The organism is Cupriavidus sp. GW823-FHT07A04, assembly GCF_058794615.1.
On the sequence record NZ_JBXAHA010000012.1, the window covers coordinates 60974 to 80299 of the forward strand.

The window sequence follows — 19326 nt, forward strand, 5'->3', positions numbered from 1 at the left end:
CAGTACAACACGCGGTGACGCTGTCCGGCGGCTTCGCGCCCATCATCCTGACCTGGACGATCGGAGCCACCGGCAGCAAGCTGGCGCCGGGTGTCTACCAAATGACTTGCGCGGTGATCAGCCTGGCTACTCAGCCCACTGGTTACACTATTTCGCTATTCAAGCTCAACAGCAAATTCTGACGCCGGCGCGCCGGCTGACGTATTGGCGGCGAGACGCCCGGCATTCCTATCGTGGCCGCGCCAATTTCCGAGACCACGGGTAAACGCGCATACGCGTCCGCGCACGACTAGTATATTGTACGTACAGCCGTACCATACGTACAACCAGACCATTCGTACAACCGGACAGTGCCACGTGCAAAGAGCGATACTTCAAGCTGGAAGCCCGCCTGGCTACCCTCGAGGGTGTCGCAGCATTGCGCACGCCTCGCGGCGCCAGTCGGAGATAATTTGCCTTTCAGGACTGGATGGCTTCGCACCTGCGGAGCCTGAAAGCCTCCAACAGTGCAAAGGGACTCACGCAATGGCAACGCAACCCGGAAGGAACTCGCTCCTGGCGTTGAGCGGTCGACAACCGCTCCACACCGCATTAGCGACAATTCTCTCCAATGACATATACGAGGGTAAGTACCAGCCGTCGACGACCCTGCCTTCTGAAAACGAACTGGCTCAGCGATACGGCGTGAGCCGTCAGACGGTGCGTCAGGCACTCCGCGCGGTTCGCGAACAAGGACTCATCTCTTCGCATCCCGGCATCGGAACCATTGTCCGGGAGCCGGTGCAGCGCGATGACGTGTTTAGCGCGGTGAATTCTGTCAACGACTTGCTGCAGTTCGTCGAGAACACGGAGATGCACACGGTCTCTCTCGTTGAGGTAGTCGTGGACGAAAAACTGGCCAAGGTGCTTAACACAAAGCCAGGCCTTTTGCTGTCTGAGGCTGGATTTCTTCGCAAGACCCCCGGCGCCGCGCTGCCAATGAGCTACGTGAAGATCTACGTTCCGCCGCGTTACGCTGCGGCGCAAGCACGGCCCACTATCTCCAACACGCCCGTATACAAGAGCATCGAGAGCATGTTTGGGGTACGTGTTTGCGAAATTCAGCAGCACACGACTGCCACCATTGTTGACAAGGAGTTGTCCCAGGTCCTGCAAGCGGAAGTGGGCAGCGCGGCTTTGCAAATTGTTCGTTTTTTCTACGACGCCAATCAAGCGCTGATTCAAGCATCCATTAGCTACTACCCGCATGACAGGTACACGCAGAGTGTACGTTTCCGTGCAACTAGCGCGGAAGCCTGACCGAGCGAACATCCATTCGGACGCCTGATGCCATGGGATACAAACCGTCGAAGCGCTTAGCGCTGAACGCACCACCCGCGCAAGAAAGTATGGCATTTCGGGCCATCGCCTCGCGGATTTCACGCTACGTCTGGATGCACGACGGCGATCTCCTAATGCTTGATTTTAGAGGGGCATGCCGGTGCGGGCTTCCACTCCGCCCTCAGCCCCGGCGAGAAACCAATTCTTTGCGTTGGCTCGCTGGCGGCCAACTACTACAGATTACATCCGGCGCAAGTCCACCCCCGCAAGCCATAACGCCCGGATAGCACACGGCCTTCCGCAGTAACTCAAAACTAGTCCATATAGGAGACAGTATGTTCGCCATGTCACGCCTGGCGCTGGGTGCGCTCGTCTGTAGCATTACCGCATCTACGCCTGCAATCTCCGCCGCCCCCGCCGCCGGCTACCCCTCCCGCCCTATTCGAGTCATCGTGCCGTTCCCCGCTGGTGGTACAACGGACACCATGATGCGCTTGCTTGCGCCGAAGTTGATGAAGGAGTTGGGGCAGCCCATCGTCGTCGACAACAAGGCAGGCGCCGCCGCAACGCTCGGCGCAGACGCCGCAGCCAAGGCCATCCCAGACGGCTACACGTTGCTGGCTGGCAGTGCGCACCACACAATCGCCCAAGCTGTCCTGCCAAAACTCTCGTACAGCTTCGACAAAGACCTCGCGCCCATTGCCCTGGTCGCGATTGTTCCAAACGTGGTCGTCGTGAACGAGAAAGTGAAGGCTCGCACCATCCAGGAGCTCGTCCAGGATGCGAAGGCCCATCCCGACAAGTACAACTACGCATCCGCCGGTTCAGGCAGCGCCCATCATCTGATTGGCGAAATGTTCAAGCTACGTACTGGCGCGCCGCTCACCCATATCCCTTATCGCGGCAGTGCTCCCGCGGTCTCCGACCTAATAGGAGGACAGGTGTCAGTCATGTTCGACACCGTCACGTCAGCACTGCCGCAAATCAAGGCAGGCAAGACCCGTGCACTTGCCGTAACGACTGCCACCCGTTCAAGCGCTCTACCCAATGTACCGACACTGGCCGAAGCCGGCGTACCGGGCATGGACATCGGAACCTGGTTCGGCCTGCTCGCACCGGCTGCCACGCCGCCGTCGATTCTCGCGAAGCTGAACGCCGCTGTAGTTAAGGTCGTCAACGATCCGGCGGTAAAGAAACAGCTGCTCGACCAGGGAATCGAACCACATCCGAGCAGCCAGGCCGAGTTCGCAGCACTGATCAAGAAGGAAATGGTTGACTTCAAAACGCTGGTCGTCCAGGCCAAGCTGACCCTCGACTAAGGAAAGTCAAGATGAGCGCAAGACAAGTTTCACACACAAACTCGAACGGGGTCGCAACGATTACGTTGCATAACCCGCCTCTCAATGTCGTGACCCTCACGCTGACGCGTGAACTCGATGAGGCCTTGGATGCAATAGAGAACGACGATGCGGTGCGTGTGCTCATCGTGACTGGAAGCGGCAGCAAGGCCTTCTGTGCGGGCTCCGATATCAACGAGTTTCAGGGTCTCATGGCACCCGGTCAGGTGGTACCCAAAAAGCTGGCGAGGCAAAACGAGGTCTTTAACAGGCTAGACGCATTCCCAAAGCCGACCATTGCGGCCATCAACGGATTGGCCTATGGCGGAGGTCTCGAAATCGCCATGTGCTGCGATTTGCTTGTTGCGTCGGAAGGCAGCAGGCTCGCATTGCCGGAAATCAAGCTGGGCGTCTTCCCAAGCAGCGGCGGAACGGTCCGCGCTACGCGTCGGATTGGCGAAGGTCGAGCGAAGGAGATGATGCTCATCGGGGAGCCGATCGACGCGGCCACCGCTCTTTCCTGGGGATTGATTAATCGCTTGGCTCCCACTGGGCGTGCAGTGGATGTCGCCATGGAACTTGCCAGCAGCCTGGTCAATAGGCCGCGTCGTGCGATGGCTCTGTGCAAGTCCATCATCGACCTATCGTTCGAGCTGCCTATGAAGGAAGTCATGGAACGCTCCTTCGTTGCAAGCGATATGGCCTTCAGCTCTGCCGAATGCGCGGAAGGCGTACGAGCATTTCTCGCGAAGGAAGGCCCTTCGTTCACCAATATCTAGTTAACTTAACGGGAGCCCGCATAGCGTAACCGCGGCGGGTCGCGAAAACCATGAATGAAAAATCCACAAGCATGAAGCCACTCGAAGGGTTGCGCATCCTATCGATCGAACAATTTGCCGCGGGTCCGTACGGCTCAATGTTCCTCGCGGACATGGGCGCTGACGTCATCAAGATCGAGAACAAGGAGATTGGTGGAGACCCCGCCCGCCACATGGGGCCGTTCCTACTTGGCCCATCCGACAGCTTGTTCTTCCAGGGCTGGAACACCAACAAGCAAAGCGTCTCGCTGGATCTGAAGACACCGGAGGGTCGCGCCGAACTTGAGGCGCTCGTATTTACAGCCGATGCGGTAGTGAACAACCTGCGCGGCGACCAACCGAAGAAGCTTAAGATTGATTTCGAGAACCTCTGCAAGATTAACCCCAAGATTGTCTGCCTGCACATCTCTGCCTACGGACGAGACAACGCACGGGCATCATGGCCGGGGTACGACTTCCTGATGCAAGCTGAGGCCGGGCTCATGGACCTGACCGGCGATCCTGCAGGCGACCCGACGCGCTTCGGCGCCTCCGTGATTGACTATATGACCGGAGTCACCGGAATGCTCGGCTTGCTGGGAGCGATTCGACGCGCACAAATGACAGGGGAAGGTTGTGATGTCGATGTGAGCCTGTTCGACGTGGCCCTTCACCAGCTCGGCTACGCTGCGACCTGGTTTCTGAATGAGGGTCATGCGGCCAGCCGCCTTCCTCGGGGTGCCCACCTATCCGCCACACCCGTACAGACGTTTCCTACTGCCGACGGTTGGATTTACGTGATGTGCATGACAGAGAAGTTCTGGGAGGCGCTAAATCGCACCATCGGAAGGCCAGAACTCAGCGAAGACCCACGTTTCAAGGCCAAGGAGGAGCGGGCGAAACACCGTGCAGAACTGACGGAGGTACTTGACGCGGAATTCCGTCGTGAAACTACTGCACATTGGTTGACTGCTCTCAGCGGAGTACTCCCCGTTTCACCCGTGCTCAATGTGGAACAGGCGCTCAGCAATCCTTTTGTCGAAGAAGTCGACATGGTGAAATCAGTTCCTCATCCTATGAGGCCAGATATGAGGCTGCTGGCTAACCCATTGAAATTTGATGGCGAGCGGCTCGCTCAGGAAATCTGCCGTCCTTTGGACGAAGCATGTTGATTGCGATCCAAGCGCGCCTAGACAAGGTCGCGCTGGAATGAGATTACGGAGACGCCGAGAAATGCGCGCATGACTCAATTGAGTCAGAGGAGCGCACCATTTTATATGCAAGGAACCCCACTTCCTGCACCGCTATTCTCATCGTTAGCCGCAGTGCCCTTCGCCGCTGGACCGATACAGGAAACGCCTTGGATCTGAAGCAAGCGCTCGACAGTCCCTTCATGGAAGCCGCCGGCGTGGTAAGCGCCGCACCGCATTCGTTGAATGCAGACGGGAGACTGCTGTCGAATCCACCGGAATTCAATGGAAATCGGCTTGCACAAGTTCCCTCCAGCCCTCTCGGCGCCGAAAAGGTAGCCTCCTCAAGGACACTGACTGCGCCTCCCTCGCGCAGCAGAATCCCTCGAGGCGGCGCTTAACTGTGCCCATTCCCTGCTGGCGCTTGGCCAGCGGCGAGTCCCACTCTGGCGAATAAGACGGGACCGGCACGTGGATTATTTGCCATCCAGAACTGGGGCAACCGGAGACACATGATGTACACAAAAGCTATAGCCCACACTGAGAACACGGCAAGAAAACGATGGCTCATCATTTTGCCAGCCGTGTTCCTGATGTACATGATTTCGTTTTTCGATCGTGTCAACATCGGGATGGCATTGCCATACATTACGAAGGAGATGTCCCTTACACCCGTCCAGGCTGGCTGGTTGGGCGGATCGTTCGCATGGGGCTACATCATCACGCAGTTGCTGGCAGGCTATCTGGCCTTGCGATTTGGATCTCGCCGACTGATTGGTGCATGCCTGATTCTCTTCGGAGGGATCGCAATGTTGACGGGATTGGCGCGGACTTTTGATGAACTGCTCGCAGTCCGATTCTTTCTCGGACTCGCCGAAGGCCCCATCTATGCCGCGTCCTCAATGCTGCTCGCACAGTGGTTCATCAAGTCCGAGCGGGGCCGCGCGTTCGGCATCTGGAACCTCAGTGTGGCCGCAGGCGGCTTCCTGGCGGGGCCGATCTCCGCCGCCGTGCTGGCACACTATGACTGGCGTGCCATGATGATCATTGAGGGCCTGCCCGCCTGGATCTTCTGTCTGGTCTGGTTTTATACCATCCCCAAGAGCCTCAGCGCTGCAAAGTGGCTATCCGAAGACGATCGCCTCGCCATCGAGAAGGATCTCGCTGCAGAGCAGGAGGCGCATGGGGAGAAGGAAGCGGTATCGTGGCTCGTTATCCTCCGTGAGCCCTATGTCTGGGTGCTGATGATTGGATTTGCGTGCAGCCAGATCATCCTTTATGGCCTCACGCTGTGGCTTCCGACCATCTTCAATTCCTATAGCCAGATTGGCGGCATGATGGTCGGCATCCTCTCTGGTGCGCCTTTCGTCATGTCGATGTTCGGTATCTACTATATAACCCACCGCTCCGACAAGCATGGACAGGAACGACGCCTGCATGCCGCCATTCCTATGATCGTCACCGGCATCACGCTGGTTGTCTTGTCCGCCGTCCCGAACCATTATCTCTATCTGCAGATCTGTCTCATTCTTTGTATCGGCTTTATGCTGAAAATGCCGACGCCACTGGTATCGACTTATCTGACGGAGATTTTGCCCCTCAACAAGGCCGTGCCTGCAGTCGGCGTGGTGGTCGGCGGAGGAAGCTTCCTGGGGCAATTTCTCGGTCCTCTGCTAGTCGGCTACACCAAGTCGATCTCCAACGGATTCGGCCCATCGTTTGTTGCATTGGGCATCACTGGCATCATAGGCGGCGCATTGCTGATTGCGTCCAGACCACGGTCGATCACGAATAGCCCTCCTTCGACTACTCTGGTGCCAGAGGGGTCCGCCGTTCGCAAGCCCTGAACGGGCCGCCAAGCATCGGGCGCTACTAACACACAATCCCCGTTGTCTCACGCAACGGAACCCAAATCGAAGGTGCCAGAATGGGCCTTCAATTTGGGAAAAACAGACGCCTCGTGCGTCTGTTTTTCCAGTGTCGCGGATTGAAGTACTTCTCCCCATGGATTGCGTGCAATGCGTCGGTGCGCCCCCGCTGCCATCCTTCTCAATATCTCGATATGGGTCAGCTAAACCCTTCATCCTGACTCTATTACGAGTGCTTATGATACCCGGCGGATGTCTGGCCTGGGCTCGTCGCCGGCCGGTTTTCCGACGCCCAAGTCATTGGCCGCCTGCCATCATCCTTGCCGCCTTATACCGTAAGCCCAAAGCGACGGTAGTAGCCGTGCGGATGGCTCCTTGCGCTGGTCCAATAACGCAAAGTACCCAGGGTGCGCGGCCGCTGCACTTTGTACGCAATACATCCTCGGAAAGCCTAGTTTTGCGTTGAGTGGCGAATTCCAGAGGGAAATGGGGCGGGGTGACTGTGGGCCAGGGCCTGCTCCAATCTCTGTGTTAGCGTTTCCCCAGACGACGCGGAGGCAATGGCATCTGGATCTAACCCAAGTGGTTCCCGATCGGCTTCAATCGCGTCGGGTCCAGACGAATCGTATCCATTTGTCTCGTTGTCGACACCATTGGTGCCTGCCATCACGGTCGTACTGGCAATGCTCTCTGTGTGTCCGGTGGCAAACACACTAGGGGTGTCCGCCGGCGCCCGCCCGCCTGAACGCTCGCCGACTGGCGGAGCGATACCACTCAGGGCCTCCGGCCATTTTCCAAGAAGATAGTAGTCCATGACCATGCGTGCAATGGGAGCTGCTTCCGCCGCACCCCAACCCGCATTCTCGACAATCATCGCGATTGCAATCTTCGGGCTAGCTGCTGGGGCGAATCCCGTGTATAGGGCGTGGTCCCGCCGTCGTTCGTCAAGAGCGTGATGGTTGTACTTCTCATCTCTGCTCAGCGAAAACGTTTGCGCTGTCCCCGTCTTTCCGGCCGACTCATAGGCAGCGTTGGCAAAGGCCCGTGCCGCAGTTCCCGAGTGGGTTACTGCGATCATCGCTTTCCTGACCACATCGATATCCGATTGCTTGAGCGGAATTCGATAGCTCGCACTAGATACCCTGAGCGTTCGCGCGCGGGTTACGGCGTTCTCGACAGCCTTCACCAGGTGTGGCTTCATCTCCACCCCATTGTTCGCCAAGATTGAGACGGCATTGGCCAACTGCAAAATTGTGAAGTTGTTATAGCCTTGGCCGATCCCCAGCGAAATAGTCTCGCCGTCATACCACTTCTGCTGCTCAGGGCGACGGTAGGCGTGCCGCTTCCAATCGGTAGAGGGCAGGATGCCGGCGTTTTCACCCTCGATGTCAATGCCTGTCAGCTGGCCGAAACCAAACGGCTTCATGAAGTCGTGGATGGCGTTCACACCCATGTCATGGGCCAGCATGTAATAGTAGTCATCGCACGAGTGAACAATGGAGGCTTGCATGTCCACCCAGCCATGCCCTGCCGGTGTATCGTCGTGAAACGTATGACCACCCATCGTATAGAACCCTTGATCCTGAAAGCCCCAGGCAGCAGTACGCTTTCCCGTCGAGAGCGCCGCCAAAGCCATGAAGGGCTTGTAGGTCGAGCCGGGCGGATAAGTGCCGCGCAGCGGGCGGTCCAGTAACGGCTTATCGGGCGAGTTGTTCAGTTTGTTCCAGGTATTGCTGTCGATGCCCTCGACAAACAGGTTGGGGTCGAAGGTGGGCTTGGAGACAAAGGCCAGGATGTCGCCGGTAGCCGGCTCGATCGCTACCAGTGCGCCACGGCGGTCGCCGAACAGCGCCTCGGCCAGTTGCTGGAGGCGGATGTCCAGCGACAGAATCAGGTTGTTACCGGGCGTGGCGGGGGAGGTAGACAGCGTGCGGATCGGCCGGCCTCCTGCGCTCACTTCCTCTTCCTCGAAACCGGTCAGGCCGTGCAGTTCGGTCTCATAGCTCTGCTCGATACCGATCTTACCGATGTAGTTGGTTCCCTTGTAGTTGTCGGCATCCTTGCGCGGATCGTACTTGACGCCCTCGGCGTCGTTGGCCTCGTCCATTGCCTCGATGCGTTCCTGGTCGCGCTGCGAGATGCGGCCCAGATAACCGATCACATGCGAGGCGGACTCGGCCATCGGGTACTGCCGGTACAGCCGCGCGCGCACGTCCACGCCGGGAAAACGGAAGCGCTGCGCGGAGAAGCGCGCCACTTCCTCGTCGGTCAGCTGGCTACGGATCGGCAAGCTCTCGAAGCTGCGGGATTCTTCCATCAACCGCTTGAAGCGGCGCCGGTCGCGCGGCTGGATGTCGATCAGCCGGGCCAGCTGCTCGATCGTGTTGTCGAGTGTCTCGGACAGCTTGGACGGCGTAATTTCGAGCGTGTAGGCGGAGTAGTTGCGCGCCAAGACCACGCCGTTTCTGTCCATGATGATGCCGCGGTCGGGCTCGATCGGTGCCACCGAGATGCGGTTGTCCTCGGCCTTGGCCGCGTACTGATCATGCTTGTACCACTGTAGCCACAAGAAACGCGTAAGCAGCAGGCCGAAGCAGATCACCACGAATAGGCCAGCCGCCCCCACGCGCGACCGGAATTCACCTAAATCCCGCGCGGTGTCACGAAATACATCCATACAATTCTGCTAAAAAACTGCCGTGTTGGTCGACTTCTTCTGCTGGCCTTCTTAACACGTCATGAGCAGAAAGAGGACTTCACGCCTGATGGCAATGTCTCGGAACAGCGATCGCTCGCCATTCTTCAAATACAACATGCAAGGGACGATCGGCCGTCGATCCCATCGCTGCCATTACGTTGGGGCGCGGCGCGGGTCGCGCCGCTGATCGCGAAGCTGCCAAGACCTAACGCCGAGATGCGGTGTCAATGCGTGCGCATCCCTGGCCCGCCGAAGCTGGTGCAGGGGATGTCAGCGGCCCAGCGAAGATGCTGTGCTAGAGACGGCGCTGCGCGAGCTCAATTATCGTTGCCGTGCGTCGAACCGCGGACTATGCGTCAAAACTCCACATCGGTAAATTCTGAATTCACGATCAGATCATTAGGCGAAACCTATCATCCTCCACGAAGCGGCTCGGACTCGGTAGTCTCCCACGCAGTCGAACGCTAACCGCATGCTGCGATTCGGGGCGATTAAACATCAAGGTACTGGACGAAGTCTCCGAATAGTCAGAATTTTCCTCCACGTGCGCTATTGCTCTCGTGCGGCAGCGTATCAAACCGGCCACCACGATATCAGCACGGAGTGACTTCGCTCACGCTCAGCCGTTGGCCAGGTGGGTCCTGCACGAGCGTACTGGATCTGTTCGCCGGACAGTAGGTAGCGATGCCCGTCATGCCATCGGTCGCAATGCAGCACGCCTGCGTCACGCGCAAGTTCGAGAAGAAAGCCGTACCCATTTACGCGAATCCAAGGACGATTCGGCCGGCCCATGGGGACCCCGGTCCGGCACTGGAATGTACTTTCTGCCGCAACCTCAGTCGGAATTTGGCACCCCTCGGTCCGGAGCAAGATTAGCCACGCGCCCACAGGCTCAGTCGCGTTGACGGATGGTTCGGTTCCTCATATCATTAGTACGTACCAATAAATGGTACGTACTATAATCAAGAAGGAGGAGAACATGTTGAGGAAGCTTCTGTGCGGGTCTATCGCGAGCCTTTTGGCTGCCGGTACGGTACAAGCCGCATGGCCAACCGCACCTGTCACCATCGTCGTTCCGTTTGCTGCGGGCCAAACCGGCGACATCATTGCGCGCCTGATCGCCAAGGAATTGGCGGTACAACTGGGCCATGCGTTCATCGTCGACAACAAAGCCGGCGGCGGTGGCCGGATCGGCACCGCCTTCGCGGCCAAGGCCAAGCCGGATGGGTACACCCTGTTGTTGACAAGCTCCGGCCCGTTCGCGATTGCACCCGCACTCTATCCAAAAGGAACACCGTACAACCCCGTGCGCGACTTCACCGCTATCGCCGAAACAGCCTCCACCCCGCAGGTGATTGCTGTGTCCAACCAATCCGGCATCAATAGCTTTGCCGAGATGGTCAAGCAGGCCCGGACCAAGGACATGTCCTATGGCTCGGCTGGTAATGGTTCCACCCAGCATCTAACGATGGAACTGCTGAAGAAGGAGTTGCGTTTCCCGATGGTGCATGTGCCGTTCAAGGGAAGCTCCGAATCGAAAATGCAGGTGATGAGCGGAATGATTCCAGTCACTTCGGACTCGCTGCCCGCCGTGCTCACCAACATCAAGAGCGGTCAGATGAGGGCACTGGCGGTCATAGACGCCAAGCGCTCGACCTACCTGCCGAACGTGCCGACTCTGGCAGAAGCGGGCTTCCCGATGCTGTCGACCGTGGCATTTTTCGGATTGGTCGCGCCGAAAGGCACGCCGAATGAAGTAGTCGATACGCTAAACAAGCAAATCCTCCAGATGTTCCGCACCCCGGCCTTCAGGGAAAAGCTGAAGGAGCAGGCGCTGACGCCGCCCGACGAGAGAACGCCGGACCAGTTTGGCGCCTACCTCGCCAATGAGGTCGCGCGTTGGAAAAAGATTGTTGAGGACTCGAATGTCCAGGTTGAACAATACTGAGCGAGCCAAGGATGAGGATAGTGAAGATCCTGCAGCGGCCGGTCCGCCTGCAAAGCAATATCTCGAATGCGCTCGTCAATTTCTCCAGTCACACCGTTTCTCTGGTAGCGCTGGTTTCAGATCAGACCCGGAACGGCAAGCCGGTGGTCGGGCTTGCCTTCAACTCGATCGGCCGTTTCGCACAAGATGGCATTTTGGCCGATCGCATGATCCCTCGCCTGCTGCAAGCGGAGCCGAACAGCTTGCTGCAGGACGAGGGCCCAATGCTCAGCCCGGAAAAAGTGCTCGCTTGCGCCATGCAGAACGAGAAGCCGGGAGGCCATGGCGACCGTGCGCATGCGGCGGCCGCACTGGAACTCGCTGCGTGGGACCTGAATGCGAAGCTGAATGATGAGCCTGCAGCCGTCGCCATCGCGCGCCATTTTGGCCGCCATGCGCAGGAGAGAATCGCGGTATACGCGGCCGGCGGGTACTACTACCCCGGCGAAAGTGGCAACGGCCTGCAGAAGGAAATTGAAAGCTACAGGGCACGCGGCTTCACCCGATTCAAGATGAAAATCGGAGGCATCTCGCTGGCGGAGGACATCCGTCGGGTCGAGGTCGCCGTAGGTGCCGCGGGGGCAGCAAGCCATCTTGCCGTCGATGCCAATGGACGCCTCGACGCAGCACTGGCAATTGAATACGCCCGCCAGCTGCAGGACTTCGGGCTGATGTGGTACGAGGAAGCTTGCGATCCTCTGGACTACGAGGCGAATGCGAAATTGGCGGCCGAGTACCGCGGCGCATTGGCTACGGGCGAAAACCTGTTCTCGCCCCAGGATGTGAGGAACCTGGTGCTGTTCGGCGGCGCACGTCGCGATCTCGATATCTTTCAGATGGACTCTGGGCTGTCCTACGGCATCACCGGCTATGTCCGCATGCTGCACGAGATGGAGAGCCGTGGCTTCTCTCGACGATTTGCCTTCCCGCATGGCGGTCAGTTGATGGCACTACATGTGGTCGCGGGGCTTGGACTCGGGGGCTGCGAAGTCTATCCGGATATCTTCCGGCCCTTGGGCGGCTTCACAGACGATGCGGTGATAGAGGACGGGAGTATGCGGGTTCCACAACTTCCAGGTTTCGGCTTTGAGCGCAAGGCCGAGCTGGCGCGTGAATTTGAACAGTGTCTTTAGTAGAGGTGAATAATGCGTGAGATCCATGTTAATGAACTAACCAATGCCGTCGCGCAGTTGTGCATCGACGCCTGTCATCTCTTGCCTGACAACTTGGTAGAGAGCTTTCACGCGGCGGCTGAAAGGGAAATCTCGCCACTCGGAAAATCTGTGCTGCTGAAGCTGATCGACAATGACCGGATAGCGCGTGAGAACCAGGTGTCGTATTGCCATGACACGGGCCTCGCTATCGTGTTTGCCGACGTGGGCCAAGACGTCCATTTAGTTGGCGGCAGCTATGTGGAGGCCATTCAGGCCGGCGTGCGCAAAGGCTATGCCGATGGCTACATGCGGAAGTCGGTGGTATCTGACCCGCTGCTGCGCGTGAACAGCAATGACAATACGCCGGCCGTTCTGCATACCGAGATCGTGCCCGGTTCCGATATCCAGCTGACCGTTGTACCCAAGGGTGGTGGTAGCGAAAACTGGAGTACGATGAAGTTCCTACTGCCCGGCGAAGGCGCGGAAGGTGTAATGAAGTTCGTGTTGTCGGCCATCGAAGCCGCCGGCGGTGCGGCTTGCCCGCCATTGACCGTGGGCGTCGGAATCGGCGGCAGCTTTGACAAAGTGACCGCGATCGCAAAGAAGGCCATCCTGCGGGATATCGGCGTGCATCACAAGGAAGCGCATATTGCAAAGCTGGAAGCCGACCTACTGGAGGCGATCAACAAGACCGGAATCGGCCCTCAGGGCTATGGTGGCATCAACACCGCATTGTGGGTGGCAGTGGAAACCTACGCCTGCCACATCACTGCGCTGCCAGTGGCAGTCAATATCCAATGCCATGCGGGCCGTCGCGCGACGGCGATCATCTGAAACGCGGGAAGGCAACCATGACAATCCATCACCTGCGCACCCCTCTCTCGGACGAGGCCATTAAGCAACTGCAGGCCGGGGACGAAGTATTCCTCTCAGGCGTGATTTACATGGCACGGGATGCTGCGCACAAGCGCTTCGTTGACACGCTGTCTCGCGGCGAGCCATTGCCCGTTGACCTCGTTGGCCAGGTCGTCTTCTACGGAGGCCCCGGCCCCGCCAAGCCTGGGCATGTCATCGGCGTGGTAGCGCCGACCTCGGCCTACCGCATGGATCCCTATGCGACAGTGCTGTTCGACTACGGAGTTAAGGGCGCGATCGGCAAGGGAAATCGTGGCGTCGCGATTCGATCCTCATGTCGCGACAATACCGCCGTTTGCTTCTCGGCCATCGGTGGCATCTCCGCAACTTTATTCGCCTGCATCAAGACGGCGACAGTGGTCGCGTATGAGGACCTGAAGACGGAAGCGGTGCAGCGCCTGGAGATCGAGGGTTTTCCGCTGTTGGTAACCAACGACGCCCATGGCCGCGACATGTACGAAGAGGAAGTTCTCAAGTTTAAGACGCTGCTGATGGGCTGAACGAACGTTCGGGACCCTAGCATCCTGTACAATGCAAAGCCGGCCCCAGCCGGCTTTTACTCTTTTATTCCGCCACCAATCAAGTTTTCAGTGCGCTATACGGAACTCGCCAACACGCTGGTCAAGAATATTACCGAGGGACGCTTCGGCGTTGGCGAGCAGTTGCCCAGCGAAGTTGCACTCGCCACCCAATTTGAGGTCAGCCGCTCAACGGTGCGTGCGGCGCTTGCCATTGTCGAAGGCCTCGGACTTGTGACGCGTCGCCGCCGCGCCGGCACGGTGGTTTGCTCCACGACCGCTAGCAACAGTTACAGCAAGTCGCTCCACACAATCGAAGACCTGATCAACTACGCCAGCCATACCGAACGTGAAGTGCTTGGCGTCAGCAATATCGTGGCTGATGAGCAATTGGCCAGCTCACTCGAGTGCAAGCCAGGCGCAAAATGGTTGCGAATCAGAATGCTGCGGACCGAGAAGGACCAGGCACACACGCCACTGTGCTGGAACGACGCCTATCTCGAGCCCAAGATCGGAAGGCAAGTGGCGCCACTGGTGCCGAATGGCCCCGGTTTGTTGTGCCAAATCATAGAGAGGGAGACAGGTGTCGCCGTCTCCGATATCAAGCAGACGCTGGGTGCGACCACCATTGTTGGCGACATGGCAAAGCGGCTGCTGGTCAGTTCCGGCACGCCCGGACTCGAGATCACCCGGCTGTACCTGGACCGTGCGGAGAAGGCTTACCTGATCACGGTAAACACGTATCCCGCCGACAAGTTCCGCTTTACCTTCTGGATGCACCGGGAAGGCCGGTTCTGAAGGTAGATCTATCGGCGCTGGCGGTGCCGTGAAAGATGCATACCGACAGGTAGCTGCGTTGTGTGATCGCAATGTGCGGCATTGATGGGTCCACTGCGCGATTATCCTGGCAACGAGTCCCTAGAGAGGTCCACGATTGGCATCGAAGATACGGAACAGATGTGCAACTTCCTGGGAATCTGAAGATCGCTTGCGCCCGCGTGACCCGCACCGACTTGGATAGTCACTGGGCGTAGCATCGCCATTCGGAGAAGGCGACCTACGACGAATCACAGGCCGCTCTTGTCAACGTGATGTGTAGTTCAGAAAGAGCGGGGCATACCTAGGATGTGCTCCCCGACATACGAAAGGATAAGGTTTGTCGAGATAGGGGCAACCTGGTAGAGACGCGTCTCGCGGAACTTGCGCTCTACGTCGTATTCCGCGGCGAAGCCGAAGCCGCCGTGGTACTGCAGGCAGGCATTAGCCGCCTCCCAAGAGGCATCCGCTGCAAGCAGCTTGGCCATGTTAGCCTCCGCGCCGCAGGGTAGATGTTCGTCGAACAACTTTGCGGCCTTGAAACGCATGAGGCTTGCCGCCTCCACATTGACGAATGCCTTGGCGATAGGGAATTGCACGCCCTGATTCTGACCGATGGGGCGACCGAACACCACACGCTCGTTGACGTACTTGGTCACCTTATCGATGAACCAGTAGCCATCACCAATGCATTCCGCTGCAATCAGCGTACGCTCGGCATTCAGGCCATCCAGAATGTACTTAAAGCCCTTACCCTCTTCACCTATGAGGTTCTCCACCGGAATCTCGAGATTGTCGAAGAAGAGCTCATTGGTCTCGTGGTTGACCATGTTGATGATGGGCTGGACGGTCATGCCCTTGCCGATGGCTTCGCGCAGGTCCACGAGGAAGATGGACATGCCTTCCGACTTCTTCTTGCACTCCGCCAGTGGCGTGGTCCGTGCCAGCAGAATCATTAGGTCGGAGTGCTGGACGCGCGAAATCCAGACCTTCTGGCCATTGACCACATACTTGTCGCCTTTGCGGACCGCTGTGGTCTTGATTTTCGTCGTGTCGGTGCCGGTAGTCGGTTCCGTGACGGCCATCGATTGCAGGCGCAATTCGCCGCTCGCAATCTTCGGAAGGTATTCCTTCTTTTGTGCTGCTGAGCCATGGCGCAGCAGCGTTCCCATGTTGTACATCTGCCCATGGCATGCCCCGGAGTTGCCGCCGGCACGGTTAATTTCTTCCATGATGACCGACGCCTGGGTCAGCCCCAGCCCCGAGCCACCGTATTCCTCGGGAATCAGGGCAGCCAGCCATCCGGCGGCGGTCAGCGCATTGACGAATTCCTCAGGGTAGCCACGGGCTTCGTCAATTTTACGGAAGTACTCAGACGAAAACTGGCCGCACAAATCCCGGATAGCTTCGCGGATTTCTTGATATTCATCGACTTTGTTCAACACAGCATGTCTCCGTGAGTGTTTGTTCAGTTAAGTTCGGCGTAAGCGCTCATTGCGAGAGCACCGTCCTCGTGGCGAATCCAAAGTTCCACAGACCTCCCGTCCCCGTTTCGCTTCCCGCAAACGTAGAAGCGTTGGGGTACAAACGTTGGTCGAAGTCCCTTAAAGGAGAAGCTGCTGACGGTGGCGTCTGGTAAGTTCCTGCGCACCAGGTCAAGAAGAAGAACAGCGAGCAGTGGCCCATGCACGATAAGGTGGCGATAGTGCTCGACCCCAGTCACATACTGCCTGTCGTAGTGAATTCGATGTCCGTTGAAGGTGAGGGCGGAGAAGCGGAACAGCAGCACGGGGTCAGGCACGATTTCGCGTACCCACTCCTCATCCGTCGGCGCAACTACCGGCTCGGGAGAACGAGCGTTCGGCAAAGCGGCCTCCCTGTAGACAATGTCGTGCTCTTCCGTAATTGCCAGACCATTCTGGCCGGAGTACTGGTGCTCAACCGTTACGAAGGCCAACGAGCCGCTGCGCCCGGCTTTGGCGCTAACGTCCAGAATGCTGGACCTCTTTGAGACGGCGTCCCCCACACGAAGAGGCTGGTGGAATTTGAGCCTGCCACCTGCCCACATACGACGCGGAAGTGGTACTGGGGGTAGAAAGCCGCCGCGGTTTGCATGCCCATCGGAGCCCAGCTCAGACTGCTGGTGCAGTGGCAAGAAATAGAGCCAGTGCCAAAGGGGCGCCAGCGCGTCGCCGCGGGTGGGCGTGGGATCCTCGCGGTCGAGTGTTGCCGAGAGTGCCTTGATTGGAAATGCGGTGATCTCGTCCTGCGATTCGGTGCACTTGCCTATCCACTCCTTCAGCTTCACGATGTCCATGTACGTCTCTTCAGTGTGTTTCCTAGGGCCCCACTATGCACGGGGCCTGGCCAACATCCAATTCGAAAGTTCGGAACGCGCCTTTCGCTCACACAGAATGCAGGTGGCGCATGGCTAGCCGAACGGTGCGTTCGGAAGAATCAGATTTACGCCGCACGACACTCTGACGATGATTTGGAAACAGAACAGGACTTAGAAAGTCAAATGCGCATCCAGATTCGTTGCCGCTCCCGGGTCTCTCTCCGTAGACTAGTGCCAGCTTTCCCTCTGAGGATTGCGCCGGCTCACGGTGACCACCGCCTCACGATACGTGGCTTCGAGCGCACCGTGAGGGTTGGCCACACAATCGAGGTCCCGGCCTTCGAATCCATTGACCTGCACTTCGCAGGCAACGCATTCTCGGCAACAAGCTGTAGTTTGGAACTCGGTGGTAAGGGGCGCAGCGAAGTCGGCCTCCTTATCACCCAAGGAACATTGGGTGATTCACCCTGGGCGCCATATCTACGGGACTTGATTTCGGGGACCGTATTCCATGACCCGAGGCGAGATTGGACCGCCGATGTGGTCGCGAATGCCCTCAGTACGACCCCACGGCACATTCGAAGCGCCCTTTTTACAAAAGGGATGGCATTCACCCAAATATGCCGTACGCAGCGCTTGATGCGCGCGCTTTTCGAGTCGATGCAGTTCAAGCTTTCCGTCGCCGACCTTAAAGACCGCGTCGGCTGGGCGGGACCACAAGACCTGGAGTCGTCCTTCTACGACTGGTTTGGCGTCTCACTGCAGACGGTCTCTCGGCTGCGAGAGGACGGGTTGTAAGGGGAAAACAACGGATTACGGAGGAGCTGTGAAGAATTCTATTGGACGGGAAATTCCTGAGTGGGCCGGTGGCAAACGCTTGGTTCCGTACGCTGGCATCAGTACGTGTCCCGACGTTCGCCACAGGGTTGGCACGAGTCTTCGTACGGTCTCTCGTGGCGTGCCGAAGGTCCTGACCTCACTTCGAGAGAGCCTCGATGCTGCCGGCCTGCGGGACGGGTCGAGCATTTCGTTTCATCATCATCTCCGTAACGGTGATGCTGTCGCGAATGCAATCCTCCGTGAGGCTGCAAAAATGGGGCTCCGCGGGCTGACGGTAGCCGCCAGCTCTATCTTCCCGGTCCATGAAGCATGGGTCGAGTTCATCGAGGCTGGCGTAATCGGCAGGATTTATACAGGCTACGCGGCGGGTCCGGTCGCCGACGTCTTTGTAGGGGGAGCCCTGGCCAACCCTGTTGTTATGCACACCCACGGTGGCCGCGCCAGACTCATAGAGTCCGGAGCACTCCATATCGATGCAGCATTTGTGGCAGCACCGACTGCCGACAGCTACGGCAACCTGAATGGCGTCTATGGACCGTCAGCCTGCGGAACGCTGGGCTACGCCGAGGTAGACGTGCGCTATGCCGCCACGGTGGTTGCGGTCACCGACAACCTGGTTCCCTACCCTGCCTTCCCCATTGCAATCAGCCAGGATTACGTCGATTATGTGGTTTCAGTCCCGTCCATCGGTGACAGGGCAAAGATAGTTTTTGGAACGACCAAGCCGACCGACGAGCCCGTTGGGCTGGAAATTGCGTCTCAGGCGGCAAGTGTCATCGAGGCTGCGGGTCTCCTCGACGAGAATTTTGGCTTTCAAACCGGCGCGGGAGGTATCTCACTTGCGGTGGCATCGGCACTGAGGGATATCATGGTTCGCCGAGGTGTGAAAGGCAGCTTTGCGGCCGGCGGAATCACTGGCTTCCTGGTCGAAATGCTCGAACAGGGCCTCTTTCGTAGTCTCCTCGACGTCCAGTGTTTTGACCTGCGGGCTGTGGAGTCTTTCCGCACGAACCCGCTTCACCAGGCGATGTCTGCGTCAATGTATGCCAACCCTTGGAACAAGGGGGCCGTCGTCAACCGTCTAAGCGCCATGATACTGGGTGCCGCAGAGGTCGACCTTGATTTCAATGTCAACGTAACGACCGCCAGCGACGGCCGAATCATTGGAGGGTCCGGCGGTCACAGCGACACAGCTGCCGGCGCGGAACTCGCCATCGTCACAACGCGCCTGAGAGCTGGAAACGTGCCAAAGATTGTGGAGCAGGTACGTACGGTCACCACACCTGGCGCCACTATCGACGTGGTTGTGACGGAAGCGGGTATCGCTGTCAACCCGCTTCGCCTTGAGGTCAAGGAACGATTGATCGCCGCCGGTCTTCCCGTGGTCAGCATCCACGACTTGCAGACGAGGGCTTGCCAAGGCGTTAAGAACAATATTCAGCCCCGCACAGCCGAGGGCAAAGTAGTTGGAATCGTGGAATACCGTGACGGTACCATTCTGGATGTCATCCATTCCATTGAAGACTGATGAACCAAGAGCAGCGGCAC

At 58.3% G+C, this 19326-nt stretch carries 16 protein-coding genes; 13 read left to right on the plus strand and 3 right to left on the minus strand.

Annotation, left to right across the window (positions count from 1 at the left end):
- Positions 1-14 precede the first annotated feature (14 nt).
- The 6 genes from AC1Q7Q_RS21235 (at position 15) to AC1Q7Q_RS21260 (ending at position 6491) form a co-directional block, all read left to right on the plus strand.
- On the plus strand, positions 15-182 hold the full coding sequence (locus AC1Q7Q_RS21235; RefSeq protein ID WP_492374085.1) for a hypothetical protein: 168 nt from the start codon (positions 15-17) through the stop codon (positions 180-182).
- Positions 183-525: 343 nt separating this feature from the next.
- Positions 526-1299, plus strand: coding sequence for a GntR family transcriptional regulator (locus AC1Q7Q_RS21240; protein WP_492374086.1), 774 nt, complete (start codon positions 526-528; stop codon positions 1297-1299).
- A gap of 365 nt (positions 1300-1664) precedes the next feature.
- Positions 1665-2639 (plus strand): Bug family tripartite tricarboxylate transporter substrate binding protein, encoded by a 975-nt coding sequence (locus AC1Q7Q_RS21245; RefSeq protein ID WP_492387212.1) that lies wholly within the window; start codon positions 1665-1667, stop codon positions 2637-2639.
- Between the two features lie 11 nt (positions 2640-2650).
- Positions 2651-3436, plus strand: coding sequence for an enoyl-CoA hydratase/isomerase family protein (locus AC1Q7Q_RS21250; protein ID WP_492374886.1), 786 nt, complete (start codon positions 2651-2653; stop codon positions 3434-3436).
- A gap of 50 nt (positions 3437-3486) precedes the next feature.
- Positions 3487-4626, plus strand: a complete 1140-nt coding sequence (locus AC1Q7Q_RS21255; RefSeq protein WP_492374885.1) for a CaiB/BaiF CoA transferase family protein — start codon at positions 3487-3489, stop codon at positions 4624-4626.
- Between the two features lie 530 nt (positions 4627-5156).
- Positions 5157-6491: an MFS transporter gene (locus AC1Q7Q_RS21260; RefSeq protein ID WP_492374884.1), complete on the plus strand. Its 1335-nt coding sequence runs from the start codon at positions 5157-5159 to the stop codon at positions 6489-6491.
- Positions 6492-6963: 472 nt separating this feature from the next.
- Here AC1Q7Q_RS21260 and mrdA read toward each other — a convergent pair whose 3' ends face one another.
- On the minus strand, positions 6964-9189 hold the full coding sequence (gene mrdA, locus AC1Q7Q_RS21265) for a penicillin-binding protein 2 (protein WP_492374883.1): 2226 nt from the start codon (positions 9187-9189) through the stop codon (positions 6964-6966).
- A 1000-nt stretch (positions 9190-10189) separates the two neighbouring features.
- Here mrdA and AC1Q7Q_RS21270 point away from each other — a divergent pair.
- The 5 genes from AC1Q7Q_RS21270 to AC1Q7Q_RS21290 all read left to right on the plus strand — a co-directional run bounded on the left by AC1Q7Q_RS21270 (position 10190) and on the right by AC1Q7Q_RS21290 (position 14582).
- The gene (locus AC1Q7Q_RS21270) at positions 10190-11158 is read left to right on the plus strand and encodes a Bug family tripartite tricarboxylate transporter substrate binding protein (RefSeq protein WP_492374882.1); all 969 of its coding nucleotides are present in this window, start codon (positions 10190-10192) and stop codon (positions 11156-11158) included.
- A gap of 11 nt (positions 11159-11169) precedes the next feature.
- The gene (locus AC1Q7Q_RS21275) at positions 11170-12330 is read left to right on the plus strand and encodes an enolase C-terminal domain-like protein (RefSeq protein WP_492374881.1); all 1161 of its coding nucleotides are present in this window, start codon (positions 11170-11172) and stop codon (positions 12328-12330) included.
- Between the two features lie 12 nt (positions 12331-12342).
- A complete protein-coding gene (locus AC1Q7Q_RS21280; RefSeq protein WP_492374880.1) occupies positions 12343-13185 on the plus strand; it encodes a fumarate hydratase in 843 nt (280 codons plus the stop codon).
- A gap of 17 nt (positions 13186-13202) precedes the next feature.
- Positions 13203-13766, plus strand: a complete 564-nt coding sequence (locus tag AC1Q7Q_RS21285; protein ID WP_492374879.1) for a fumarate hydratase C-terminal domain-containing protein — start codon at positions 13203-13205, stop codon at positions 13764-13766.
- Positions 13767-13856: 90 nt separating this feature from the next.
- Positions 13857-14582, plus strand: a complete 726-nt coding sequence (locus tag AC1Q7Q_RS21290; RefSeq protein ID WP_492374878.1) for a GntR family transcriptional regulator — start codon at positions 13857-13859, stop codon at positions 14580-14582.
- 302 nt (positions 14583-14884) lie between these two features.
- Here AC1Q7Q_RS21290 and AC1Q7Q_RS21295 read toward each other — a convergent pair whose 3' ends face one another.
- Both AC1Q7Q_RS21295 and AC1Q7Q_RS21300 read right to left on the minus strand, forming a co-directional pair.
- A complete protein-coding gene (locus tag AC1Q7Q_RS21295) occupies positions 14885-16042 on the minus strand; it encodes an acyl-CoA dehydrogenase family protein (protein ID WP_492374877.1) in 1158 nt (385 codons plus the stop codon).
- Positions 16043-16068: 26 nt separating this feature from the next.
- A complete protein-coding gene (locus tag AC1Q7Q_RS21300) occupies positions 16069-16917 on the minus strand; it encodes an HTD2 family dehydratase (RefSeq protein WP_492374876.1) in 849 nt (282 codons plus the stop codon).
- A 624-nt stretch (positions 16918-17541) separates the two neighbouring features.
- Here AC1Q7Q_RS21300 and AC1Q7Q_RS21305 point away from each other — a divergent pair.
- Both AC1Q7Q_RS21305 and citF read left to right on the plus strand, forming a co-directional pair.
- Complete coding sequence (locus AC1Q7Q_RS21305; protein ID WP_492374875.1) at positions 17542-17736, plus strand: hypothetical protein; 195 nt, start codon at positions 17542-17544, stop codon at positions 17734-17736.
- Positions 17737-17764: 28 nt separating this feature from the next.
- Positions 17765-19306 (plus strand): citrate lyase subunit alpha, encoded by a 1542-nt coding sequence (gene citF / locus AC1Q7Q_RS21310; RefSeq protein ID WP_492374874.1) that lies wholly within the window; start codon positions 17765-17767, stop codon positions 19304-19306.
- The last annotated feature ends 20 nt before the right edge of the window (positions 19307-19326 follow it).